Below are 21787 nucleotides of genomic sequence, written 5' to 3' on the forward strand. Positions count from 1 at the left end.
AATAAGAATCTGAAATCATGAAAATCGCAAACTGGATTTGCTTATTACTATTTTTGGTGATATTCCCGGCATTTGGTGGAAGTCCGAATTGGCAATTCGATAGTTCAAATCAACCTGTTCCAGTCAAGTGGGATGCTAATAATCAGCCCTACGTATGGAGTTTAAACGAGTCAGGCTATCCTCCTTTAGAGTTTAATGTTTTAGAACAAAAGTTACGAGAAGCTTTTGCCACTTGGCAAACTTTACCTGATAGTAATGTAACATTCTCTTATGGCGGAACCACACCTGAAACTGGCAAAGGGCGAGGTAGTGCGCTGGGACCAAATATTGATGGGTACAACGTAATTTCATTCGCTAACACTGAACATGAATTCCCGGAACCTGTATTGGCTGTTTGTTCTTCCACAAGCATCAGCAAAGAGCTTGAGATCACCGATGATAATGCCGATTTAAATGGTGATGGGATAAATGATATTCCAATTGGGTTTTATCCTGCTGGAACTATCTTCGACGCTGATATCTTTTTTGACGGTGCAAAGGTTTTTTCGGATCAACTGGTTTACAACGTTGCACTTCATGAGATAGGCCATTGTATTGGGCTTGCTCACAGTTCTTTGCCATATAGTACTATGTACCCTACTCAAGATACGGATATTGAGCGAGGCTCATTGCTAAAAGCGGATGATATCAGCACGCTTGCAAGTTATATGGGCAACGCTGACACAAAAACTCGTTATGGACGCATTTCTGGTCAAGTGCTTGATGGTGTCTCAGGTAGAACGATCACTGGCGCGCATGTTATTGCGGTAGATAGTGATACCAAAGAGTCAATTGTTGGTACTTACAGTTTAACCAATGGGCAATACGACTTATTTGTACCGATTGGGAAGTATTTTTTAAAAATAGAGCCTCTGGATTCCTCACATGTTGGCTTGGAAGCTGAGCGGCTTAATATACTGGTGACTAACCCTGACTCTACGTTTTTTGAACGAGAGTATTATGACCCCAAGGAATCTTCATATGAAGAAGGGGCTGAAGAGCCTCTGTTATTTGATGTTACTGCGGGTATAGAAATCTCAGATATCAATTTTTATATAAACCAAAAGGCCACAAGTGAATTTAAATTTCCTTTAAAAAAAGGGTTGAATTACTTCGGCTATCCTCAATTAGTGCCTTTTGGCCTAACATCTTATGATTTGTTAAGCCAAGTGTCTCAGTTTATTGAAGTAAACAGAATAGAGCGCTTTAATACTGAAACTGGCGGTTTTGAGTTTGCTTTTATGCTTGATGGCCAGTCACAAGGTGTAGAATTTGACATTCAATCAGGGGAAGGTTACCTAATAGCCAGTGAAAGTGATGGCGAACTGGTATTTCCTGGTGGCACTTATTGTCACCAATTTACCTTGAAAAAAGGGTTAAATTTGGTTTCTATCACTTGCCCTCCAAGTGATTTTGATTCTTATCAAATGCTAGAAGCAATCGGCAGCTCTGAAACGGTTGAGAGTATCAGATACTATGACTCTAATACCAAAGCATATCGAGAAGCTCGATATGAGGGAGGAGTAATTGTTGGTGATAGATTTGATTTGCCACATGGAGTAGCTCTAGAAGTTCGAATGTTGGTAGATAGTGGAACTTTTCAGCTATCAAAGCAGGAAATTTCAGCGCCGATTATCAACTATATTTCTCCAGGAGTAACGATACCACGTGGTTATGTATTAATATCCGGAGAAGGTTTTACGGCCGAAGTCGGTGAAAATATCGTTTTGGCCGGTAACAAAAGATTAGCAGTCCAAAACGCATCCCATAACTCATTACTTGTTCAAATTCCAAACGATATAGAAGCCGGGGAGTATATGCTGTCAGTGACAGTAAATGGACTAAAAAGTAATGAAGCCACATTAAGTATCATGCCCAATCAAGTATTGGAAAACAGTGAGTCTTTAACACAGTTGCTCTCTGGAATGAAAGTAAGAGGAGGAATTGACGCCTTAGGCGAACAAGACGTTTATACGTTTGTAGCATTAGCAGGTTCAAAAGTTAATATTCAATTACTCCCACTGCAGAGTAGAGCAAAGCTCGGTCTCCAAATGTTAAACCCAAATGGAGGAATGCTTCTGCATCGAAAAGCTAGTGTAGGAGGCACCTATATAGCGGTACAAAACTTTGAAATTGAGGCCACAGGGATTTATACACTCGTTATTTCATCTGAAATGGTGAGTGCATATCAGCTTTCCATCGATATTGATGCACCAACTGGTTCGGCTAAAACGTCTGTGCTTCTAGGTGAGGGTCAGACTGCAGTAAAGGGGACTGAGCTTGCTGAACCAATATTATTGCTAATTACAGATAAAAGGGGACAACCTGTAGCAAATGCTGATGTGGTTTTGACGCAAAAAAGTATCGCGTCTGAAGAGGCTAAAAAGCTTCAAGTTGTTAAACGTAACTCATTAAAAAAGAATGAGAGTGCTCCACGTCCTGCTGCCGCTAACGCAGGGCTCACCGATACGCAACTAGAGTCATTAAAATCTGATAGCTATGGCATGGTCGCAGTTAAAGTTGCAGCTCCAAATCTAGTTGAGGATTTTCAACTAAGAGTAAGTGTTCCTGGAATACTTGATATTGAACCTATCCTTTTGACTGTAAAAGTTATTTCTGCACCGGTGGCAAAAATAAATATAGAGAAAACAGAACAGAATTGTGGAAGTCAATGCCCTGTTGGAGAGGTGCTTCCGGATCCTTGGGCAGTAACTTTTTTAGATGCTCAAGGCAATGGTATTAAAGACTTGAGAGTGGATTGGCTAATCGTTTCAGGAGAAGGTAAGTTAGGAAAAAGTGCGTCTTCTACTACTAAACGAACTCTACAGGTTGATACCGATGAAAACGGAAAAGTAGAGGTTTATCATAAGCTTGGAGATAAGTTATATGTTAATGGAGACAATAGTGACATATCAAATTCATTGGTAAAAATCCCTCAAATCGCGATGATGGCTATTCCAGGTCAATCCGCCCCTGTTATTTTTACAGCTGAAGCAAAAGCTGGTGCCGTTAGTCGCGTAATTTCTAGTAGTTTAACTGATCTCCAAGGAACTATGTATACACAAAGTTTCAACGCATTAGGATTAATAGCAAAAGATGCTTATGGTAATCCTGTCAGTGGTGCTGAGGTAAAGGTTATTTCTCCAACTCCAGACTCGGGAATTGAAATTTTACCTGGTGACATACATGGCGTACCAATAAATGGATTTCGAACGAATAACAGTGGTATTTGGTTAGCCGATATAAAGATGAGTGAGGCCATTCCTACAATAGATGAGTTTGGTAATAAAGATACTCAAGGCTTAGCAGAAACTTACGTTATCAATCTTCAAATAGGCTCTAAGGCACTAAAGTACAAATTAGATATTGATATGGGGCCTATTTTACTTACCCAAAAATCTGACCGGAGAATAACAGCTATTGTGGGACAACCTCTGGAGGAAGAAATAAGCTTCAAGCCACATGGATTTATGCGTAACTCACAATCAGAACCACTCACAAGGAAAAAGGCGATGTGGAATGATGTAATGGAGTGGAAACTAACCGGAGAAGGGTATCGCTGGGAAGGGCCTAAGAGTGCATATGCAAGGGACGATATCACTAGAATTAAAGACTTCACAAAAGTTATGCCGACTCATCAAAAGGCTGATGATATTCACTTTTCAGTGCTTAATTATGCTGATGAAGGTACAGAAATGGAAGTTATAGATAGTAAATTAGTCTGTGAAGAGGATAAGGATATTTGGCAATGCCGAGGTGAAGACCAAGTTCATTATTATGCTCACCGTGCCGGGAAGGTAAAAGTAACAAACGTCGGTGATTTCTATGCAAACCAGCCCGTTTTTGTTAAAGCTGTAATTCCAGAATACAGACACGGTATTTTCGTGGGTGATACGTATGATACTCGATGGGGGATCGTTAGAGAAACGTACTACAAAGACTTAACTGGTTACGCAACAATTTATCCTAAACCAATACAGCTCTCATTCGTTATAGAAGACCCCTTTGTAAGCGGTAGTGACGATCTATCCAGCTATCCGGGAATTGGAAATGTTAGTGGTATAGACCTTCAAATGCTTAATATCACTATGCCGAATGGAACGGTTATTAATGCAAGTAATTTACAAGACTCTATTCAATTAAATCAGTCACCTAACTTTGCTCAGCTATGGCTAGACCACCATCAAATTGGCGTCATAACAGAGGAAGTTTTGCACCTAAAGCCAGAACACATGCAGCTTATCTATTCACCAAAGGCCTCAGAGCTCAATAAGGGAAGTAATACATTTAAATTAAGCATATCTGATGCATCAGGCAATAGCGCTGCTGAAGCAAGCTGCACATTTACTTACCCAACGTCAATTAAATGCCAAGAGTAGGGATACAATGAGATTTAAATCGATAATTATAATTTTATTTTATTTTATTAGCAGCATCTCTGCTATGGCACTAGAAGTACACCCATCTAGCGTACTACTTTCTGACGTGAATACTCGATCTTTCATTGTCGCGTGGTCTGCACCTGCGGAAAGTCGAGGCACTGTTAATGTGTATTTAGATCCGAAAGGCACTCATCCAGTTTCTTCTACTACACGTGAAGCACAGTTTACTTACACTGATGATAAAGCAATCAAAAATAAAATGACGGCAATGGGTTTATTTAGGACTCGGGTTAAAGGACTATCCGAAAATACCTATTACTATTACCAGATACGTCAAGAGGATGGTAATGGTAATGTAAAGCTGGTACCTGAGTCTGGTGCGTTATTTTCTGTAAAGACCATGGCAAAAGAGGGGGTTGTCTTAAATGACACTGTCGCTGCATATATCGAAGATAAAACGGCTGATAATGCAGTTGGAAACCTTGTTTACTTCTATTTCCCTAATGCCAAATACCCGCTGTCACATATTGTGGGAGACTCTTTGCCCGACAATATGGCTGCGGTGAGCCTATCAAACCTTTCAGACGGTGAAACACATATTAACCAGCTAAGCACCAATGTAAATATTATTGGCCATTCAGTGCGTGGTTTAGACAATACTCAAGTTAAGTTAGCTGATAACTCACAATTAGGTCGGCTGCAAATATTAGCAAGCGCTATATCTGTGAATGATAATAAGGATACAGATGGTGACGGTATTCCTGATTGGTATGAGAAGGTAAATGGTTTAAATATTAACGTTGATGACTCGTTAGGTGATTTAGACAACGATGGATTATCGAATATTGAAGAATTCCAGTTGGGAACAAGTTCGAGCATAGGTGACACAGATGGTGATGGGATAAGTGATTATCAAGAAGTCAAGGTTACAGGTACATCGGCAACTAATAGTGACAGTGATAATGATGGCTTATCGGATTACCAAGAGTTGACTGTTTACAAGACTGATGCGCTTGCAACAGACACGGATGGTGACGGATTCTCTGATAGTGATGAGATAAAGGAGGGGTTTGATCCCAAAGATGACAAAGTGCATCCTCCGTATGCAGACGCAGACAAGGATGGAATTGCTGACAAGGATGATAACTGCCCAGCATTGCCAAATCCGAGTCAAATAAATACGGATGATGATGAACAAGGTGATGCATGTGATGACGATGATGATAATGATGGAATCAAAGATTACAACGATAATGCGCCTCTAGTACCGAACTCAGGTCAAGAAGATAGCGATGGTGATTCAGTCGGTGACGTTATAGATAATTGCCCATTAGTATCAAATGAAGATCAAAGGGACAATGATACCGATGGGCTAGGAGATCTGTGCGACGACGATGATGACAACGACACTGTGCTGGACTATCAACAATTGGGAGAGCCTTCAAATCAAGCTTTGCTATTACAGCGCCTTTATAAAGTAGAAAGTGTTAACTTAGAGTATTCAAAGAGCCAATCTTCAAAGCTTTACTTTGTAAAACAGTCCATTGATTCTAATCAACAAGTTTTACTGGGAGAGTTTGATCTATCGCTTCATAGGTATACTGAATTTGAGTTAACTGAAGAAAATAAAAAGATGATTGGCCAGTTGATCACAACTATTGACCCATATAATTGTGAGTGTGTCGTGGTGAATCAACCTAACAGCCAGTTGAAGCTTACTACCGAAGATGGTGTTTCATATATACGCATTCCTAGCCATACACCTGAGAGGGGAGCTGTTCAGTTTGCCTCCTCTAATGATGGTTCTGCTTATAAATCTTACAGCGCACAAGATCACGCTTCGTTGATGAACCTATTGCTATCTGGAAGCGCATTCGTTTCTCATGATAATTGTCAATTCGTCCCTAATAAAGATCAGTCTGATGTTGATGAGGATGGAAAAGGGGATGCTTGCGACATATCAGCTCAAGATTTAGATGGTGATGGTATATCAAATGCGAATGATAATTGCCCACTAATCCATAATGAATCACAAGAAAACATCGATGGTGACGAGTTTGGGGATGCTTGTGACGAAGACATAGATGGTGACGGCCTTACGAATGATTTAGAGATAAACGAGTTATATACTGATCCGCGAAATGCGTATTCATGGTCTAATTCAGTTTCAGATGGAGATGCAGATTTCGATAACGATGGATTTAGTAATCAACAAGAATTTGCGCAAGGTACTGGACTTCTTGTTCCAAATATTAAGCTAGTTAAAGGTAGAAATTATATATACTACCCTACCGAGCTATTAGATCTACCGCGAGCGTCTGAACTGGTGAGACGGTTGGGTGGTAGTGCAAAAGTTCAAGGTGTCTCTACTCTTGGTATAGATGGCAAAGTTACGGCTGAATACACATACGAGGGTGAAAACTGGGTAGGAGATGATTTTACTTTAGAGCCGATGCAAGCTGTTATTATTGATGCTGTTGAATCGAACATTATTCCAGTTACCGAGAGCGCTAGTTGTAGTTCCGTCGCTCTTCAATTTGGTATTAACTTTACCGCTTTACCTTGTATAAGGAACGGTCAATCTGCCTTTGGGTTACTGGAGAAGTACGGAGAAGGAAAACTAGATTCTATTACAGGTGTGAACTCTGACACTGGTTTATATCAAACTGCTAAGTTCGTGAATGGCGAGTTGTCTGGAACGGACTTTCCTTTATTGGCTACTCAGGGTTTTAAACTGCAAGTTACCTCACCCTTTATATTAAAATTTCCACCAAGAAGTGAGCATGGAGTTACATTAACAAATATCGAAGATATCAGAATTGTCTCATCGTCGAAGATCGATATTTTTGGATTTATTGATACTCAATCTGGAGTACTTTTAATTAATGGAGAAGCGGTTCAGATCCGTGATGGAAGTTTTAGACTGAATAATTTTAAATTAACAGAAGGTGAAAACAGTATTGTATTAAAGGGAAGAGACGCAAATGGAGGTACCATTTATTTAGAGTTCTCAGTGAAATATGCAAAACCACCTTTATTTGATATCACTTCCCAAACAGATGGGCAGCTTCTTTACGCCAAATCTGTCACAGTAGCAGGAAAGCAAGAGGGAGCAGAGCGCATTGTAGTTAATGGTATTGAAGGGGTATTAAATGGTGACCTGTTCACTGTGTTTCCTGTACCACTGTCTGCTGGTGAAAATAAACTAAAAATTGTTGCGTATGGTAAGTTCGGTGTAACGGCTGAGAAAACGATAAATTTGCGAGCTGAACCTCGTCTACTTACTTTACCAGCAGGAAGCGCCGAAGAAATTGAGCTATTTCAAAGCTTAAAAGTAAGTGATAAATGGCGGATCACACTTCCTGAATATATAACAGTTGACTTCGACGGTAAACAGGTATTTGCGAGCAAAGCCTTTATAGAGAACGCCTATCCAAAGTTATCTACTTATGGGTTTAAAGCAAGTATTACAGATAATGATCCCTCAATAAATCCAAGTTTGGGGATTAAGTTTGAGTCTATTGGTAGTGATCCTACATACGGTGTTTATCAATTTAGTGTTCCTATGACTTTGAAAAATGCATTCATTAAGGCTAATTATACTGAAGAAGCTTGGATTCAGCTAACTTTGGTTAAGCCTAATGGCGGCGCCGCTATGGTAGTTACCTCACACCAAGATGGTGAAGTGGAAAGTTCACCCAATACTAGATATCAAGGTTATGTAATTGCTGCGGAAACACTAAAGTATAAAGGTAAAAATATAGATATTCAGGAAGGTTTTTTTGATATTCCAGTTAACCTTGAACCGGGTCGAAATTATTTGGAGTTTGAGCTCAGCCGAAATGGAGTACTTAGCACCGAAATATATCGACTAGACTATTATCCAGATGAATACCCCCAAATTAAGGTGTTTTCACATAGCCATGACCAACATGTTTCATCTAATAATATCGTATTATCAGGCTCAGTTTCTGAACTCAATGCTTTGCTATCGGTGAATGGTCGAACTGTCGCACTGGAGGATGGTCGTTTTTCCGTAGATATCCCCATTACCGAAGAAGAAAATTGGATTACGATCAATGCAGAGTATGAAGGAAGAGTTAGCGTATATAAACTTAAAGTAAATAAACGCACTTATACAGCCAAATATTCAAACCTACTTGATAGGGAAATAATTCATACCGCATGGCCTTCCATAAAAGTATCAACTTCATCTGGGTTAAAAAGAGCTAGGTTTAATAATGGTTCGTGGGTAGAAGCTATAGATGAAAATTCTGTTCAGTTTGATTTCACATTTGAAAGTGGGTTGAAAGAAGGAAAAAATACAGTCTTAACCGAACTTGAATTTAAGGATGGCTCAATTCAAAAGCTAACGAGAGTTTTGCGATATGAGAAATACGCTTTTGATTTAAAAGTACTTACCCCAGATACTATCAGGTTACCGCTAAAAATAGACGAAGCACTATATTCAAAAGCTAAACGTTTTAGGTTTGCATTAGGGTGGACTAGAAGCTTAGAGTCTGGTTTATTTCAGGCTCCTACCCCTGCAAGTAAAGGAACTACTAATGGAGCCTATGGCAGAATAGATGAGGGGACTATAGTAGATGATCTCGGTGTAGACGAACTGGGTCAGCGAACGATCATTTTAGAGTTTCCTTATGAAATATACCAAATCTTAGTGACGCAAGGCGAGTTAGTTGATGATGCATCAACGATCCGAGTGTTTGATGATGCAGGCGAGCAAATATATTACCAATCAATACATTATTTATCCGAATTTATTGAAATAAATGAGGAGCCAAAGGTAATTCTATGGAGCCATAGAGATAATGGTATTGTACGGTCAACGAGTACATCGGTGTTAGCATCTGTAGTGAATTTTATTCCTGAAAAAGCTACTTTGAATGGTAAGCCATTAAAAATAAAAAGACAGGTTTTAAATAATGATGTAAATGAATACTTTCTGATGGGGGGGAGAGTTGATTCTCTGTTGGAGAATTATGAAATAATGGTTAGTAATGCTAGTGGGGTTCAAGTTGGTAAGCGTTTTAGTCTTAACTTTGAACCTTATAAGTATACTTTAGTTGCTGGTCAAAATCTTTATAGTTATCCAAGAGATGAAATTATTACATTTAATGAACCTGAGTATGTTTTCTCTCGAGATCGTGTTGAAAGAAACCATTCTGAAGTTAATATGAAGTCACTTGTTCAAATGGATTCTAATCAAAGTAACATAGACGGGATTTATATTGGAAAAGTCATTGTTGGGCTAAAAACTAATGAAGGTGGTGCCACGACAGGGAAGAAGCGAGTAAATCATTATGTCAATTTGCCAGATAACAGATCTCCCATAACAAATAGTCGGAACTATTTAAGTTACGTTGATGTTTTGGGCACGCCTGATTCTGTTCCTGATATTATTTTAAAAGAGCCGATGGACGGAGGAGAAACATACTTCTCTGTGGTTAGGGTAAAAATTGATACTAATAATGACAAACTTGCTGATGTCTATATCAATGGTCTTCCTGCGAAAAAATATTTTATAGGAGAGGGTGGTTATGTGAGTGTTATATCAGATTTCGATTCTTATCATTATTTGGACCTACCGTTAGAGCTAGGTGATAACGAGGTAAAGATAACCGCACACTCTACTTTAAATGATAACGTGTCTGAAAAAACAGTCGTATTTAAGCGTAAGGCGATGCCGAAACCGGCCTTTGAGATAGGCACTCCTAGGCAAAATGAGTTATTTAAAGTATTTAACGAGGGAGCTAAGCCTGTAACAATAGACGGGATAATAGATGTTTCAATTCCGGTTAATAAGGTACTGGTTGATGGTGTAGAGGTGACTCTTCGCAAGGATGGTAACTTTTTATATACCTCAGAGTATAGAGTTGGTGACCACCAAATCGTAGTGGAAGCCATTAACGACGCAGGGTCAACACAAAAGGTTGTTAACTTTTCCGTTGCTTTTGGCAGTCCAACATTAAAGCTAGACTCACCTAACGAGGCTGAGTTAAATACAATGTCCGAAAAGATATTAATTCACGGCTCGGTGGACGATAAGAATGCCCAACTGACAATCAATGGAACCCCTATTTCGGTCGACTCTCAGGTAGGAGATTTCGAGTTGGAATACTATCTAAACCAAGGGGAAAATATGATACAGATCGTTGCTACGAATAAGTTTGGAGAGAGTAAAAAACTACTAGTAGTCAACAGAGTTGTTGCGGATGAATCCCACCTTGAAGTTAGAATTGATGATCCTGCTCAAAAAGAGTGGCAGTTGAAAACAACAAGTGATGTGATATCACAGTTAAACCGTTATCGAACTTCTTTTATGGACCCACTCCCACATGGGATTCAGGTCAATTTTACTTATAAGAAACTGTTGGGTTCACCTGCAGATACTATAGTGTTTGATTATCACGTGTATGTAGGCCAATCGACACGTCCAGGTATGTATACAATACCCGTAGCAATCGATTTGCTTGATGCTAGTGGTAACACAGTACATACACATTTCTTGAATATCTTTTTGTATGTAGGGATAGCAAGGCTCCAAGTCAGTTTTGACAATCTAAGGCAAGAACAGAAAATAGGTACAAATGAATTTCAAGTACGTGGAAAGGTTAACGATCCGGAGGCTACCTTAGATATTAATGAGCAAAGTGTGGTTCTCACTGAACATGGAGATTTCTCACATACACTATTATTGAGTGAAGGTATTAATCAAATAGTGGTTCGCGCCTCAACGGCTGAGCAACACGTGAATAAAACGATTATTGTAAGTGTTGATACGGATGAGCTCATACTAAATATGCAATCTCCTACTGAACAGGAGGGTTATTCGCAATCAGAAGTGTTATTTAAAGGCAGTATTAGCGACCCTCTGGCATCTGTGATTATTCAAGGGCATCAGGCTACTGTTGATGCTCAAGGAGAGTTCTATAAGCGAATCAAGTTTGCAGAAGGTAAACATCAAGTTTTCATCGATGCGACTAATGGTTATAAATCTGTCCGTAAAAGCGTCAGTTTTGAAGTATTACCTCAGCCACTATCATTTGAAATATTTAGTCCAGTTGAAGGGGCTGAGTTTGACAAAGGGGAGGTAACTATTAATGGTCAAGTGTCTCATGCAGACGCAAAAGTTACAGTCGATGGAAAGCTTGCCGATGTAGATTCTATAGGGGCATTTTCGGTAACTTTAAATTTGGATTCTGGTGAGCACCGTTTGCAAATCAAAGCTGAACGTAATGGCAAACTGGTAGAAAAGTATTTGATGCTAAAAGTTCGTGCGAGTTCTCAATCTGAATATATTGAACTAATACAAGGTGGCGTGAGTGAAGTTATAACTTATGAGGTGCCCTTAACAAGTGAGCAAAGAGCATTAGTCAGAAGATATTCATATAGTTTGTCATTAAGACCTTATGGGACAAACTTTCAGATACTTAGAGTCTATGGTACACGCTCAGGAATTGGGTTCGATTATCAATATAGTGCTTCACAGAATGCTGCAATTGATCGATACCCGATTGAGTTAACTTTGACTCTAAAGGATTCATCTAATGCGACGATTAGTTCTGAAATCGTAGATCTTATATTGGTTGTTCAAGACGATAACCCTGAACAGTTAGACCTTGAGATTATTTCTCCAGAGCCAAACTCAATAATTAACTCAAACTCTGTAACTATCATGGGTCGTGTCAATCAAGTAGATGCATTAGTAAGAGTAAATAACGAAAACACAGATATACAAAATGACGGGACTTTCACCAAGCGTTTAGAGCTTAGCGATGGTCAACATCAAATCATGATAGTTGCTGAGTTCGAAGGACAACATCAAAGTAAAATCATTCCGCTCAGTGTAGATGGCAGCACACCTAGGGTTATTGTTAATGTTGCTGCGGGACAGTCCGTTCCTGTTACTGTAAATGTATCGGCCTCTCAAAATGTGATGTCGCAGGTACGAAATTTGTTTAGTCAGTTTTCGAATATGCCTGCTGGTGTGAAAATTGATACTACGGGAGCGTCCTTTGTTGACAGTGAGACAATAAGAATGAGTTATAACTTAACTACGCAAAATCAAATATCTGGGGCAGAAATCAATGTAGTTATCACTTTGAAAGATGGGGCTGATAATGCTCTACTTGACTATCCAGTTATTTTCGAAGTGAACCCAAGATAAAGGAAATGAAATTGGAGCGTCCTTTTAGGAAATTAGCTATAGCGCTGCTCATTGGCTGTGCACTGATTGGTGCCAGCCTACTGGTGCCCTTTAAGATATATTTAACGTCTGATCGGGCTTATTCAGGAGTTTTAGTTGAATTAATAGATAAAGAAGGAAAAGCGATAGACTCATTTATCGTCGACAATCAGTTGCAACTAGATTCGTTTTACTTAGTAAAACTACTTGTAGATGGAGTTTCCTTACACTTGGTTCATCCATTATTAAAAGCCCAAAATATTGAACTAAATTGGGGGCATTTTTATTCAAAAAATCTTAATGTTACTCTAGTGTGTTGGTGCGCAGATAAGAGCTACCCAAAGCAGGAAGATTTGGTTGCAGTGTTTGCGCACTTTGCAGACATCAAGTCGCAGTATATTCCCAAAGTGCCTCAAATGATACGAAGAGAATCGGTTGCTGAACATAGTAAAGCGCTTTATATGCTCGTTGCTGTAGCCAGTGATAGAGTAGGTGAAGGAAGAAAGTTAAATAAGCGCAATGTTAGAGAAAGAAAAAATATAATGGCTGAGGTCATTGATATGATATATATAGATCCGTAATAAGATCTGCTATAAATAAATTCACTCAGAGGTATAGCGATGGCAATCATCCTCAAACGATAGCCATCGTTACTTACTTTATTAAAGTAGTTCTACTTTTATTTCTATCCATGCGGTAGCGCTATTTTCTGCTCCGCCCTTTGATGTAGGGGTGATTTTGAATCCTCCCCAATGATCGGTATATGAATTTCCGATTGTTAGCTCCGAATCGGTTTGGTCGTCACCCCACCAGCCTGGTGTTTTTGACCCTGGAGTCATATCTAAGAGGTAAGAGGTCGTTTTCCAAAAACGTGGATCTTGCTCATTTTCGAAGTAGCCTTCTAAATTGATGAGTATGCCGTTTTTGGTATTTGGATATCGCGCATTTGTGGTTCTATACTCTAACCAATACGTATATAAGCCGTTACCCGATTTTAGCTTTAATCCGATATATCCTTGATCATTGCGCCCGTGGTCAAATGCATAAATGCGATATGTTCCCGATGAGGTAATGAGTGGGACTTCTGATTCGCTTACCCAACCGAAATACTTTTTGTACAGTAAGTTATATTCTTCTAAAGAATGAGCGCCCATTCCCATCATGCTATATACGTTACCATAGTTTAAACTTTCCTTTGCATAATCATGATCGCCAATGACTCTACCAGAGCCAGCTTCTAGCGCTTTAGCATGACGTAGCCCAAGTGCATGTCCTAACTCATGCGCCACCACGCCTGATGTGTGGTGATATAAACTGATTGAAGGAGGAGCTGCGCTGGAATTGAAGTTACCAACTTGAGGGGCAACCATCATTACCACATTACCAGTTCCAGGGTTTTCCGGGTCAACGCCGTTTGCTTTAACATGCTTCTTCCATTCAGCTGTCCAACCGTGAAAGTCACTGTCAAAGTCACTTTTGGGTCGATTAATATTAATTATTGGTACCGATGTATCATATGTGAGGTTAAATTTACCGTAAGATTGGTCCGTGTAATATGTTGCAGCGTCAGCTAAATCACGCTGCATTGAATTCCAGTTAAGTTGCGCATCGCTAAATTGAAATCTAAACACTTTGATGTTGGCATAATTTAAAGGATAACCATCATTATCTCCAGGTGGTGGAGTAGAACCTAAGTTACGGCATGAGGTTGCACCTAAATCAACGACCAATGAGGCACCTTGACTGGCCCCATCTAACGTAATGTAAGTCCAATATTGGTTTAAGTTCTTAAGCACGATACATTCGCTATTACCGTTTCTTTTTGAATTTGGATCGCTACCGTCCAGTTTTGGCCACCCCCCATTTTTTGAATATAAATTAAGATTTCCTGAGCCATGTCCAGTGGTAATTGCCAAACTATTTACACTATTTGTACCTGGAATACTTAAGTAAGTTCGAGCGCCACTCGGAAGGCAAATAGGTTGCTTATTGACAATTTCTCTTCCAGTAAATGGGGCTGAGGATTTACAGGTGTCAGTGAGTTGAGCTGCACTTGCCGGACCTGCCGTTAATAGTAATAGAAGCGCATAACAGCGCGCTCTTCTCAAATATATCTTTTTCACAGTTGTATCCTTATTAAATAAGCTTGCTAATTTACAAGCCTATTTAACATAGGATTAAAGTATACAATATTCAATATAATGTTCTTGTGAGTTGGCGGAAGGTATGGATTTTACAATCGTAAAATCCTCAACTAAATTTAGAGAGGGAGGTATTAGGCTCAGGAATCCTTTTGTTTACCAGGTAATTGAATGATGTATATGAATTTTCTGAGGTACCTATTTGTCGTTTTTTGCTTAGCTGTCACTGCTAATGTTGATGCAACAACGATTCAGATATTTTTGGATGATGAAGAAGACCTCGCTATTTTGACGCAAAAAGCTAAACCTGAAAATATTGCTGGCGCAACCAACAAAATACTATTTGAACAGTTAAACCTCTCAAACATTGAGTTTCTCGGCGCAAGTTATAAACGGACGTTACGCTCAATGCTAAAGCAAGATAAATCAGCTATTTGCACTCTTAACAAAGTAAAAACTACTTATCGCGAAAAAAACTTTCTATTCAGCTTGCCAGTAAATTTTTATATCAGTAGACGTTTATATAAACATGCTGATTCACCACCATTATCTAAGGAAGTACTTAATAAAGAGGGAAGTGTTGTCTCACTTATGCATTTGTTTAATATATACAGGAACAAGCTGATAGTAATTGCTGACGACTTATCATATGGACCTTTTTTAGATAAGCAATTAGCACAATTGGATAGTACAAATAAAGCGGTACGAGGTGGTAGTAATCATTATGAGACCGTACATAGGATGTTTGAGTTGAAACGCGTGGATTTTTTGCTGAGTTATCCGGTTGAAGTGATGCGATATGCCAAGAGCAACCAAGATAAATATGAGTCCTATTTGATAGCGGACTCACCTCGGTTTATTTTAGGGCATGTGATGTGTAATAAGACACAAGTAAGTAGGCAACTGTTAGAGAGAATAAATCAGATACTTCTCAGCAATTATGATACCAAAGCGTTTCTACAGGCCCATGTTAACTATTTGCCAGCTCAGGAACACCAGTTTATTCAAGACGTTATAGCGCGCTACATAGTTCAATTAGGCTTAGACTGAATTGCTATAAATATCTCTGATCCGTGGCGGTGATAATACGAACCTACCATCCCCCAAATCTTGGCCAAAATTCGATGTCATCATGACTTAACACATGATAGCCCGAGTGCTGGGCGGCTGTTGCACATGCATGATTCGGTAAAATACGTAGTAGGTCACCATGTTTCATGTCTGGTAAGGTGAAGCCGGGTTCACATTCAATAACGCCATGCTCTTGATTTGCTGAGGTTACTTTGAGCCCCGGCAGCAAATTACCTGCTTGGTCACAAACGAGGCCATAGCCACAATCAAACGCTTGACTCGCGGTACCTCTGTCTCTTGAAAGCGCCATCCAGCCAGCATCTATAAAGAGCTTATTTTCACTACGCTTGATACCCGTGACACGCGTTAGCACGCTTAGTGCAATATCTTCGATGTCACATATGCCGATACCAGCCATAACAAGGTCAAAGAATGTATAGACCCCGGCTCGCACTTCAGTGATCCCATCTAGGTTTTGCGTTGACAGTGCTGTTGGGGTAGAGCCAATACTCAGCACTGTTGTGGTGATCCCAGCCTCTTCCAGCATGGACGCGGCTGCCACAACTGCTGAGCGCTCTTTCTCAGCAAACAGTATTAGCTGCTCGGCCGTGCTACACGCGTATGAGCCACCGGCATGCGTTAGTAAACCCAGATATAAACCACTGCTTTCCAGTATGGTTGCGATGGTTACGATTTCTTTGTTTTTAGGGCTAAGTCCTGCGCGATGTCCGTCGCAGTCTATTTCTATCAAGCATGGAATCGTGCATTCATTTTCCGAGCAAAACTGGGAGACAAACATGGCTTGTTCCATACTGTCTAGCAGTATGGTTAGATTGACACCTTGGTTGATAAGGGCTAAAACACGTTGTAACTTATCCTCTGTTATCCCCACTGCGTAGGTGATGTTGGTGTAACCTTCCGCTGCAAATGTTTCTGCTTCTTTTAGAGTGGAAACCGTACATCCCGCTTGTTTGTCGGCCAAGATATAGCTTGCGGCTGCAATGGATTTTACCGTTTTCAAATGTGGGCGAAGGGTTACATTAAAAGCATCTAGATGCTTTTCCATGCGCGAAAGGTTATGCAAAAAGGTAATTTTATCAACAACTAAACATGGTGTTTGTAAAGATCCTAATGATGTAAACATAGCTCAATCATACTCCTATGCGTTCTATTTCCTGTCGATTGCTTGGGGACCAGACTCGTTCACAAGCGTCTTTTTTGTTAAGCCAAATAAAATCTGTATGTTCATCTTCAGCAAGTACCACATTGATCCCTGATGGCACTTGAACACTAAAAACATGCTCGGTATTAATGGTAACACCCGGCTCATAGCGATGAAGCCACTGCGGTCTTATCGTGTATTGATTTGTTTTATTATGCGACTGGATAGTGAGCCCAAGCGCTTTGGCGTCAATGCCGGTCTCTTCTTTTAACTCTCTATACGCGGTAGCGATTGGAGTTTCACCGGGATCTACTCCCCCAGTTACTGATTGCCAAAAGTGTTTGTCATCCGCCCTTTGTAATAGCAAAAACTCATTATGCTCGTTGTATATTACGACTAATACTGAAATGGGTTTACGTGGTGCCGGCATGGTTTACATCAAATCAGGAACATGTGCTTTGAGTTTATCCAGTTGAGTTGCACTCGGCAATTGGTCAAAAGCGAATTTTAGACAAAAAAAAGCAGGCCATCTGGCCTGCATAAAAACTCCAATAGCAACAAGCTGTGCCAAGGAAATCCCAATAATGCCAACATCCTAGTCGGCAAGCTCTACTTCTCGGGAGTTCAATTGTGACTTTAGGCACGCCTAAATACGCAGGTAAAAAGGTGCAGCCCCAAAGGAACGAGACCAATGCTAATGTAATGTTTAGTACTTGTAAACTAAAAATTGAAAAAAATAGTTTAAACGGACTTTTTTTGCTCACTTTGAAATATAAATGCTTCTAAAATGATTGAATAGTAATCACTGTAACTATTTGTTATTTATCTAGTTGGTGATATTTGTACCTTAAATGGTTCAGTGGTTGTTGCAATTTTGTATCTCTTCTGTATGTTAATGAATTGTACAACATGTAAGCTAGGAAAGGAAAAATGAAATTTACATCAGCTATTATCGCAACATCATTATTGGCAACCAGTGTCGCAGTAAACGCGGCTATACCTTATAAAAACGAACAGTACCAATTTACCCAACCAAGTGGTGAGGTGATCACTCTTATTCTTAATGGCAATGCGTACTTTGCTCAGCAGCGTACACCTGACGGCGAGCTTGTGGTGTATGATGCCTCGCTCAAAGGCATGGCTTACGCAGAGGTATCATCCGATGGGGAGCAGCTTATATCAACAGGTAAGCTTGTGACCAAACGCAGCAAGCAAGGCATACAACGTCATTCATTAGATGCTATGCAGCAAGGGTTATCCCCTGCTGCTATTGCAAAAAAGGTAAAAGCGGCGCAGCAGGTAATGTTGGGTCAAAACCAAACACCAGTCGACTTGATACATACGCATCAGTTTGAGCGTAGTGATAATACAACAGCGTTGAATGCTGAGATCAGCGGTCAAGTAAAAGGGTTAACCATCATCATTGATTTCCCTGATGAGCGCGGCACAATCACAAAAGCGCAAGTTGAGCGTTTTTTAAATGACCAAAATTACAATGAATTTGGTAACGCGCAGTCAGTAAGAGGGTATTTTTCTTCGGTCTCTGGCGACAAGCTTGACTACACCAATACAGTAACAGCTTATTACACCGCCAAGAAAAACAAAGCGTATTATGCGGATAGCACATTAAGCTCAACGGTACGCTCGCAAGAACTTATAAAAGAAGCGCTAAATTGGCTTGAATTTCAGCAGGGATTCGATTTTAGCTCGCTGACTACAAATAGTAGCGGGCAGATCCGTGGGTTAAATATTTTTTATGCTGGCAACTCTGATAGTGCTTGGTCTAAAGGTTTATGGCCACATATGGCAAGACTCAGTCCACGTTTTTGTGCTGATGGCGTGTGTACCGATCGTTATCAAATCACCGATATGGGAAATAGCCTTGCAATTGGTACCTTTGTACATGAGTCTGGTCACTTAATTACAAATTGGCCCGATCTTTATGATTATGACGGCAGCTCAGAGGGCTCAGTTGCAAGTTTTGGCGTTATGGGGTTCGGCGCGATTGGCGCTTCCAATCGGTTCAAGCCGACACCACCTGTTGCACATTTCAGAGCCATAGCCGGTTGGGATACAGTAACTGAACTTAATCCTGCCATAAATGCCAATGCCCCAACGGGAAGACTCAGCCATATTTCAGGCGCTAATAGCTCGTATAAATGGACCAATCCAAGTAACGCGAATGAAGCCTTTTACATTGAGGCGATCCATCAATCGGGACAGAACTCAGAGCAACTCGATTCAGGTTTGGCTATTTGGCACGTTGACACTGCGGGTAATAACTCGAATGAATGGCATCCGTATATCCAAATGGAGCATGGTGATGCCAAGCGAGATCCCGAAAATGGCCGAAATCGTGGGGATAATAGTGATTTATTTGATGTAGCAGGAGAGTTTAGTGCAACGCTGCCAAATGCGTTGAATAGCAAAGGGACAAATGCGTTATGGTGGAATGGAAGCGACTCTGGCTTGTCCATTAGCAATATTTCTGACCCCGCTGCAGAGATCCAATTTACCGTAAGCGGTAGTACAACCCCACCACCAGCGGGAGATGTTTACACTGGGTACTTAGCGGACAAGCAACAAGCCATACAACCTGACGGCAGTTGGTTTCAGTACGGCGGTGGCACAATCGCACTGACTTTAGAGGGACCCTCGAACGCAGATTTTGATTTAAAACTCGAAGCTTGGCGAGGTGGTTCATGGCAGCAAGTTGCCATTTCGGAGGCGCCAACCTCACAAGAGTCAATTAACTATATGGCAAATTCAGGTTATTACCGCATCTTGGTTTACTCATACAGCGGTGCTGGTGATTACCGTTTAACGGTGCAAAAATAGCAGTTCGGGTGGCAGATTAATTAGGGCCTGTTGATCTTTGCTGTTTGATTTTTGTTCTCCTGAGTGTGTTTTGGTCGCGACGCTCGACTTGCCGCCTAGTGATCTAGGCAAAAGTTGAGCAACAATGAACAAAGCGCACTCAGGTGAACTCAAAGGGCTGCGCTTGATTAGTATTTCTACTGTGTTCTCGCCTGACTCACATAGAATAACTATGCTACGCAGGCTCTGCCTTTTACACATACCAATCAAACTGCTGCAAAAACAAACTTGAAAGGTAAACAGGCCCTAATCTAGGCTAAGAGCAAGCCACGCTGCTTGATAAAACAGCGTGGCTGTTTTCATGTTGGTGAGCATGCTAGTTCGCTAAAATTCATTTTCTTATCTATATTTCATACTTTATTATCAAAACTATGCTAATAATGCAGTCATGCACATTGTTTGTTATGGAATAGCTTATGAACTTTTTTCGAAAGCCAGATCAAGAAGTTGAAAATTTGACCGCTGAACTTAACCGTGCTCGGGCATTACTTTCTGCTATTGATGAGGCGGTCGCGAAAATTGAGTTTACACCTGATGGTCAGATTGCTGCTGTCAATCAACACTTTCTCGCTGTGGTGGGCTACACCGAAGCTGAAGTGATAGGGCAGCATCATCGTATTTTTTGTCATAAGGACTACGTAAATTCGTCAGAATATCGCAGTTTTTGGGCTAACCTTAAGCGCGGCCAAGCTCAGTTTGGCAATTTTGAGCGTGTTAATAAAAAAGGAGAAGTGGTTTGGCTCGATGCTACCTACTTCCCAGTTGAAGAGAATGGCAAAGTCACTCGTATCGTGAAAATTGCGAGTGACATCACAGCAGAAAAACTCACGATAAAAGCACAAGAAGCGATAGCCAACGCGCTAAATAAATCCATGGCAACAATAGAGTTTACGCCTGAGGGAATGATTTTAGATGCGAATCAAAATTTCACTGCAACAGTGGGTTACAAGCTAAGTGAGATTAAAGGCCAGCATCATCGAATTTTCTGTGACGATCGCTTTTACAAAGAGCATCCACATTTTTGGCAAGAGTTGGCAAAGGGTCAGTACAAAAGTGGGCAGTTTCTCCGTCTAAGTAAATCCGGTGAGAATATATGGATAGAAGCAACGTATAATCCTATTTTCAATGAGCACGGCAAAGTAATCAAAGTCATAAAGTTTGCAACGAATATAACATCTCGTGTGCAAAAGGCTCATCAGGTGGCAAAAGTAGCTGAAATTGCACAAGTAACTGCAGAACAAACTGAGCAGATAGCCGCTCGTGCGAGTTCATTATTGCAAGAGTCAGTCAGTACTTCAGGGCTTATTTCTAATCAAGTGCAAAATGCGATGGCCGCAATCTCAAAACTTAATGAACAGTCAAAAGGGATCTCTGCAATTGTCTCTACCATTAGCGCAATTGCGGAGCAAACTAATTTACTGGCGTTAAATGCAGCGATAGAGGCCGCAAGAGCGGGTGAGCAGGGAAGGGGATTTGCAGTGGTAGCCGATGAAGTAAGAAGCCTAGCTGCTCGTACTTCGCAATCAACCAACGAAATTAATGAAGTGGTCAATCAGAATGAAGTGCTAACCAAAGAAGCCACCGCATTGATGAATACTGTGTCTGAAAGTACAGAGCTTGGCCTTGCGCAGATCGATGAAGTGAATAAAGTGATGGATGAAATAAAACAAGGTGCAGAAAATCTCACAAACACGGTTAAAGGGCTGTCAGACTAACCTAAATATCGCTGCATAAAGCGCCTCCTACCAAGGGCTTGAATATATTGTGGGAGCGGGTTCACCCCGCGAGCTTTTCCCCAATAATCGCCGCGTAAAGCGCCTCCTACCAAGGGCTTGAATATATTGTGGGAGCGGGTGTATCCCGCGATCTTTTCCTTAATAATCGCCGCATAAAATGGCTCCCACCAAGG

Annotated in this window: 10 protein-coding genes; 6 read left to right on the forward strand and 4 right to left on the reverse strand. The window is 40.6% G+C overall.

What is annotated here, in order from left to right; translation table 11 throughout:
• The first annotated feature begins 17 nt into the window (after positions 1–17).
• The 3 genes from CWC29_RS22060 to CWC29_RS22075 are packed head-to-tail and all read left to right on the forward strand — an operon-like array spanning position 18 to position 13208.
• Complete coding sequence (locus tag CWC29_RS22060) at positions 18–4418, forward strand: matrixin family metalloprotease (protein WP_138521489.1); 4401 nt, start codon at positions 18–20, stop codon at positions 4416–4418.
• On the forward strand, positions 4345–12609 hold the full coding sequence (locus CWC29_RS22070; protein WP_209319196.1) for a thrombospondin type 3 repeat-containing protein: 8265 nt from the start codon (positions 4345–4347) through the stop codon (positions 12607–12609). Before CWC29_RS22060 ends, CWC29_RS22070 begins: the two co-directional genes overlap by 74 nt.
• A 5-nt stretch (positions 12610–12614) precedes the next feature.
• Positions 12615–13208, forward strand: coding sequence for a hypothetical protein (locus CWC29_RS22075; RefSeq protein WP_128726250.1), 594 nt, complete (start codon positions 12615–12617; stop codon positions 13206–13208).
• A gap of 81 nt (positions 13209–13289) precedes the next feature.
• Here CWC29_RS22075 and CWC29_RS22080 read toward each other — a convergent pair whose 3' ends face one another.
• The gene (locus CWC29_RS22080) at positions 13290–14750 is read right to left on the reverse strand and encodes a pre-peptidase C-terminal domain-containing protein (RefSeq protein WP_128726249.1); all 1461 of its coding nucleotides are present in this window, start codon (positions 14748–14750) and stop codon (positions 13290–13292) included.
• A gap of 189 nt (positions 14751–14939) precedes the next feature.
• Between CWC29_RS22080 and CWC29_RS22085 the strand changes: the two genes are divergently transcribed.
• A complete protein-coding gene (locus CWC29_RS22085) occupies positions 14940–15818 on the forward strand; it encodes a hypothetical protein (protein ID WP_128726248.1) in 879 nt (292 codons plus the stop codon).
• A 43-nt stretch (positions 15819–15861) separates the two neighbouring features.
• On the opposite strand, the gene CWC29_RS22090 is transcribed toward CWC29_RS22085, so the two are convergent.
• Positions 15862–16983, reverse strand: coding sequence for an alanine racemase (locus CWC29_RS22090; protein ID WP_128726247.1), 1122 nt, complete (start codon positions 16981–16983; stop codon positions 15862–15864).
• A 7-nt stretch (positions 16984–16990) separates the two neighbouring features.
• The gene (gene nudB / locus CWC29_RS22095) at positions 16991–17431 is read right to left on the reverse strand and encodes a dihydroneopterin triphosphate diphosphatase (RefSeq protein WP_128726246.1); all 441 of its coding nucleotides are present in this window, start codon (positions 17429–17431) and stop codon (positions 16991–16993) included.
• 500 nt (positions 17432–17931) lie between these two features.
• Between nudB and CWC29_RS22100 the strand changes: the two genes are divergently transcribed.
• On the forward strand, positions 17932–19839 hold the full coding sequence (locus tag CWC29_RS22100) for a M6 family metalloprotease domain-containing protein (RefSeq protein WP_138521487.1): 1908 nt from the start codon (positions 17932–17934) through the stop codon (positions 19837–19839).
• On the opposite strand, the gene CWC29_RS24180 is transcribed toward CWC29_RS22100, so the two are convergent.
• Positions 19822–20013, reverse strand: coding sequence for a hypothetical protein (locus tag CWC29_RS24180; protein ID WP_128726258.1), 192 nt, complete (start codon positions 20011–20013; stop codon positions 19822–19824). The genes CWC29_RS22100 and CWC29_RS24180 overlap by 18 nt on opposite strands.
• Positions 20014–20294: 281 nt before the next feature.
• Between CWC29_RS24180 and CWC29_RS24185 the strand changes: the two genes are divergently transcribed.
• A complete protein-coding gene (locus tag CWC29_RS24185) occupies positions 20295–21593 on the forward strand; it encodes a methyl-accepting chemotaxis protein (RefSeq protein WP_138523781.1) in 1299 nt (432 codons plus the stop codon).
• Positions 21594–21787: the final 194 nt, after the last annotated feature.

Origin of the sequence: Pseudoalteromonas galatheae (assembly GCF_005886105.2) — a bacterium.
In the GTDB taxonomy this organism is placed as follows: Bacteria; Pseudomonadota; Gammaproteobacteria; order Enterobacterales; family Alteromonadaceae; genus Pseudoalteromonas; species Pseudoalteromonas galatheae.